Source organism: Pseudomonas sp. K5002 (assembly GCF_013386655.1).
Classification (GTDB): domain Bacteria; phylum Pseudomonadota; class Gammaproteobacteria; order Pseudomonadales; family Pseudomonadaceae; genus Aquipseudomonas.
The window spans coordinates 1-4,992 of record NZ_JACARK010000955.1; the positions used below are offsets into that span (position 1 = coordinate 1).

Consider the following 4,992-nt stretch of genomic DNA (forward strand, 5'->3'; position numbering starts at 1 on the left):
GCCTTGTCCAGGCAGCGGCGGGTGGCCGATACCGGGCCAATGCCCATGATCGCGGGATCGACGCCGGCGTTGGCGTAGCTGGCGATTCGGGCCAGCACTGGCAAGCCGAGCGCCTTGGCTTTGTCCGCGCTCATCAGCAGCACGGCAGCCGCGCCGTCGTTGAGGCTGGATGCGTTGCCGGCGGTGACGGTGCCGTCTTTCTTGAAGGCCGGCTTGAGCTTGGCCAGGGATTCGGCGGTGGTGCCCGCCCGTGGCTGTTCGTCCACGGCGAAGGCCACCGGGTCGCCCTTGCGCTGGGGAATCAGGATCGGCGTGATCTCATCGCTGAAACGCCCGGCTTCAATGGCCGCCGTGGCTTTTTGCTGGGAGGCGGCGGCGAAGGCGTCCTGGGCTTCACGGCTGATGCCGTACTTGTCCACCAGGTTCTCGGCGGTGATGCCCATGTGGTAGTCGTTGAACGCATCCCACAGACCGTCGGTGATCATGCTGTCGATCATCTTCGCATGGCCCATGCGCAGGCCGGTGCGGGCGGCCGGCAATACGTACGGGGCCAGGCTCATGTTCTCCATGCCGCCGGCGATGATTACCTCGGCATCGCCGCAACGGATCGCTTGTGCGCCCAGGTGCAGGGCCTTGAGCCCCGAGCCGCAGACCTTGTTCAGGGTCAGCGCCGGCACGGCGTGGGGCAGGCCGGCGAGGATCGAGGCCTGGCGGGCCGGGTTCTGGCCGCTGCCGGCGGTGAGCACCTGGCCAAGGATCACTTCATCCACGAGTGCCGGGTCGATGCCGGTCTGCTCCAGCAGGCGACGAATCACCGCAGCCCCCAGCTCCGGGGCCGGGATGCTTGCCAGCGAACCTTGGAAGCTGCCCACGGCGGTGCGGGTGGCAGCAACAATCACGACGTCTTGCATGGAATCTGTCCTCACTGGAAGTGCATTTCTGGAACGTGGTCCGGGACGATCAGTTTACCGGCTGTCTTGCTGACGATCTCTTCAACACTGACGCCAGGTGCGCGTTCCTTGAGGACAAAAGCGCCATTTTCGATTTCCAGGTAGGCCAGGTCCGTCAGCACGCGCTTGATGCAGTTGGCGCCGGTCAGCGGCAGGCTGCAGCGGCTGAGCAACTTGGATTCACCGTCCTTGGACGCGTGGGTCATGATCACGATGATGTTCTCGGCACCGGCCACCAGGTCCATCGCGCCGCCCATGCCCTTGACCAGCTTGCCGGGGATCATCCACGAGGCGATGTTGCCTTGTACATCGACCTCAAACGCGCCGAGCACGGTCAGGTCGACGTGGCCGCCGCGAATCATCGCGAAGGACTCGGCCGAGGAGAAGATCGACGCGCCAATGCGCGCGGTGACGGTCTGTTTGCCGGCGTTGATCATGTCGGCATCGATGGTTTCTTCAGTAGGAAACGGACCCATGCCCAGCAGGCCGTTTTCCGACTGCAGCATGACCTCCATGCCTTCTGGGATGTAGTTGGCCACCAGGGTCGGAATGCCGATGCCGAGGTTGACGTAGAAACCGTCCTGCATTTCGCGGGCGACGCGTTGAGCCATTTGTTCGCGGGTAAGAGCCATTTTTTGTCTCCTTATTATCTGGGCTGGTGGATTATTTGCGGAGGGTGCGCTGTTCGATGCGCTTCTCGAAGGTGCCGCAAATGATCCGGTCGACGTAGATCCCTGGGGTATGGATATGCGCCGGGTCCAGCTCGCCCGGTTCGACGATTTCTTCGACTTCGACCACGGTGATCCTGCCGGCGGTGGCGGCCAGCGGGTTGAAGTTCTGGGCGGTGTGGCGATAGATCACATTACCGAAGTGGTCGGCTTTCCAGCCTTTGACGATGGCGAAGTCGCCGGTGATGGATTCTTCCATCAGGTACGGGCGACCGTTGAACTCGCGGGTTTCCTTGCCTTCAGCGACTGGCGTGCCGACGCCGGTGGCGGTGAAGAAGGCCGGGATGCCGGCACCGCCTGCGCGCAGTTTTTCGGCGAGGGTGCCTTGGGGCGTCAGGACCACTTCGATTTCGCCGCTGAGCAGTTGCTTCTCGAACAGGGCGTTTTCACCGACGTAGGACGCGAAGACCTTGCTGATCTGCTTGCCTTCCAGCAGCAGGCCCAGGCCGAAGCCGTCGACGCCGCAGTTGTTGGAGACCACGGTCAGGTTGCGGGTGCCCTTGCGCTTGATTTCGGCAATGAGGTTTTCCGGGATGCCGCACAGGCCAAAACCACCGGCAAGTACCGTCATGCCATCTTCCAGGCCTGCCAGCGCCTCTTCATAGGACGCTACGCGTTTATCAAAACCTGCCATATGCACCTCTTTTATTGTTTGTGGGCCAGCCATATGAACCGAGTGTTGCGCCGACGGATTGATTTGTTAAGTTGTTTTTTAAGGTTGATTGATTTAAAAAACAGCATAGTCCTCAGCCATCGGGAGAAGCTTCATGACAGTTAAACAGATGCGCGCCTTTCTTGCCGTGGCCCAGACCTTGAGCTTTGCGGCCGCCTGTGAGCGTTTGCATCTTTCCCAGTCGGCCTTGAGCCTGACCATCAAAGGCCTGGAAGAAGGCCTGGGCGGGCGCCTGTTCAGCCGCAATACGCGCAATGTCGCGCTGACCCCTGAAGGCGAATCCCTGCTGCCCCTGGCCCGGCGCTTGATCGCCGACTGGGACAATGCCGAGGATGAGTTGCGCCAGCGTTTCACCCTGCAGCGCGGGCGGGTAACGGTGGCGGCGATGCCGTCGTTTGCCGGAAACCTGCTGCCACCGATCCTGAAGATTTTTCGCGCGCGCTATCCTCAGGTCAACGTAACGGTGAATGACGTGATCAACGAGCAGGTGCTGGAAATGGTCCGCGATCGCCAAGTGGAATTGGGCGTGGCGTTTGAACCGTCGGAAAGCTCATCGCTGGTGTTCACCCCGCTGTATGTGGACCGCTTTGTGGCGGTGGTGCCCGGTGACTCGCCATTGGCACGCCGCTCCGATATCGCCTGGCACACCCTGCTGGAACAACCCTTCATCACCTTGCAGCGCCCGTCCACGGTACGAGTGATGCTTGAAGAACACCTGAAGGTGCTGGACCTGAAGCTGCCCGTAGCCCTGGAGAGCCATCAACTGGCGACGGTGGGCAAGATGGTTGCCAGTGGCTTGGGCGTGAGTGCAGTGCCGGCGTTGTGTGCACGCCAAATGCAGGAGGCAGGCGCCCATTGCATCACCTTGAGCGATCCGGTGATCGAACGGCCGATTGGTGTACTGACCAAGCCCGGCCACGAACTTTCAGCGGCGGCCCAGGCCATGTTTGATATTTTTTGCGATGAAGCGGGGAAGGGGCGTTTTCCGGCGTTGTTGCGATAACCGTCGGCCATAAAAAAGCCTGCTCGTTTTAAGCGAGCAGGCTTAAGTGATAAGTGCGTAGTTATCAGCAGTATCTGTCGATCACCTTAACGTGCGAATGGCCTTTAAGGTTCTGCCACTCGGTATTAAGTGTATGGAAGACCTGCTCGATAAAGTTGCGATCGGCGGCGGCTTTCTTGCCGACATAACCCTGGCCGCGGCGGTACATCTTCAGGCGCGCTGCCAGTTCACGGTTATTCCTGTCGAACTCTTCTTCCACGGTGTGGGGCGCCAGGCAGTCAATATGGACCTGGCCCGATTTACCAATCCAGAGGATATGGTCGTCGAGCGTGTCTTTCTGCGCTGCGAACATCTCAGCCAATTCATCGATAGTTGGTTGGTTGTTCAGATTCATGTGTAAGCCCCTTGACCAGTTGGCGATCTCTAGTTGATCCGTTAAAACTACTAAGTTGTCTCCGGCTCAGAAAACCGGGCGTCAGCGACTGTCTGCCGAATACGGGCAGGGTCTTGAACCGATGCATGTAGTCTTGCTGATGACCTGCTACGCAATGGTTTCATAACGAAGACAAGCAGCGTTTGAGCTCCTTGTACCGATCCTTTCGGGCCGGTCAGCTTCATCAATCTGCCTTGTGGGCAGTGCACATCCGGAAAAAACAGCTCGGCGGTCAGACGAGCTTGTTCAAAACGCGTGTTACCAACGCTCCCGATCCGGGAGACGCTTGAATCATGCAATTACAAAACGGTTACGTCAACGATTATGTAGTGATTATTTTTGAGCACTACATAAATCCTTGCAGGGCGGGGGTGTGAGCGGAAAACGTGACTTGGGCGTCACTTTTCGTGCGGGCAGGTCGCGGGATCCGGGGGCTTTTTGTGGCGAGGGAGCTTGCTCCCGCTGGGGTGCGAAGCGCCCCCACCAGGCTGACTGCGGTTCTTCAGGAATCATTCGGTTGTCGGTTTTGGGGCTGCTGCGCAGCCCAGCGGGAGCAAGCTCCCTCGCCACAGAAAAGCAGGATTGGGCTATCCCAGGCGTTCTGCCAGCAACGGCAACAAACGTTCGCAGGAGGCTTCGATCTTGAGTTGCAGCAACTCATCGCCCCGTGTCTTGCCCAGATTGATGGCAATCACGGGCTTGCCTTGCTCGACCGTCGCCTTGCACAACCGAAACGCTGAATACGCCATCAGCGACGAACCCACCACCAGCAATCCTTCTGCGTCATCCACCGCCGCCATCGCCTTGGCTGCCGTGCCCTGGGCGACGTTCTCACCGAAAAACACCACATCCGGCTTCAACCGTTGCCCACCGCAATGGGGGCAGAGGGGCACCTGGAAGCGTCCTTCAAAGGCCGGGTCCAGCAAGGTGTCACCGTCGGGGGCTTGGACGGCATCCACACCCGCCAGGTACGGATTCTCCGCTTCCATTTGGCGCTGGATCAGGTCCCGTTCGCTGGTCTGCTGGCAATCCAGACATAGCACCCGGTGAAGGCTGCCGTGGAGTTCGATCACATCATGGCTGCCGGCCTGGTCGTGCAGGGTGTCGACGTTCTGGGTGATCAGCCCGGTAATGCGCTGGCGTTGCTGCAGAGTGGCCAGGGCGATATGCGCCGCGTTCGGCTGCGCGACACGCACCCTCGGCCA

The 4,992-nt window shown here is 60.1% G+C and carries 6 protein-coding genes; 1 reads left to right on the top strand and 5 read right to left on the bottom strand.

The window, feature by feature from the left end; all coding sequences use genetic code 11:
• The 3 genes from HX846_RS31625 to HX846_RS31635 all read right to left on the bottom strand — a co-directional run.
• On the bottom strand, positions 1 to 911 hold a 911-nt coding region (locus HX846_RS31625; protein WP_178966905.1), incomplete at its 3' end, for an acetyl-CoA C-acyltransferase.
• A gap of 11 nt (positions 912 to 922) precedes the next feature.
• On the bottom strand, positions 923 to 1,582 hold the full coding sequence (locus HX846_RS31630; protein ID WP_017475483.1) for a CoA transferase subunit B: 660 nt from the start codon (positions 1,580 to 1,582) through the stop codon (positions 923 to 925).
• 31 nt (positions 1,583 to 1,613) lie between these two features.
• Positions 1,614 to 2,312 (bottom strand): CoA transferase subunit A, encoded by a 699-nt coding sequence (locus tag HX846_RS31635; RefSeq protein WP_008435892.1) that lies wholly within the window; start codon positions 2,310 to 2,312, stop codon positions 1,614 to 1,616.
• Positions 2,313 to 2,445: 133 nt separating this feature from the next.
• Here HX846_RS31635 and HX846_RS31640 point away from each other — a divergent pair, with 133 nt between their 5' ends.
• On the top strand, positions 2,446 to 3,354 hold the full coding sequence (locus HX846_RS31640) for a LysR family transcriptional regulator (RefSeq protein WP_032899462.1): 909 nt from the start codon (positions 2,446 to 2,448) through the stop codon (positions 3,352 to 3,354).
• A gap of 64 nt (positions 3,355 to 3,418) precedes the next feature.
• Here the strand turns inward: HX846_RS31640 and HX846_RS31645 are convergent, their stop codons facing one another.
• A complete protein-coding gene (locus tag HX846_RS31645) occupies positions 3,419 to 3,748 on the bottom strand; it encodes a hypothetical protein (RefSeq protein ID WP_102369380.1) in 330 nt (109 codons plus the stop codon).
• A gap of 626 nt (positions 3,749 to 4,374) precedes the next feature.
• Positions 4,375 to 4,992, bottom strand: a 618-nt coding sequence (locus tag HX846_RS31650) for a Sir2 family NAD-dependent protein deacetylase (RefSeq protein WP_178966906.1), incomplete at its 5' end; no start/stop codon positions are given.

Bases quoted from the DNA above. Each gene is read 5' to 3' on its own strand.
- HX846_RS31630 (WP_017475483.1), bottom strand. From the start codon at position 1,582: ATGGCTCTTACCCGCGAACAAATGGCTCAACGCGTCGCCCGCGAAATG.
- HX846_RS31635 (WP_008435892.1), bottom strand. From the start codon at position 2,312: ATGGCAGGTTTTGATAAACGCGTAGCGTCCTATGAAGAGGCGCTGGCA.
- HX846_RS31640 (WP_032899462.1), top strand. From the start codon at position 2,446: ATGACAGTTAAACAGATGCGCGCCTTTCTTGCCGTGGCCCAGACCTTG.
- HX846_RS31645 (WP_102369380.1), bottom strand. From the start codon at position 3,748: ATGAATCTGAACAACCAACCAACTATCGATGAATTGGCTGAGATGTTC.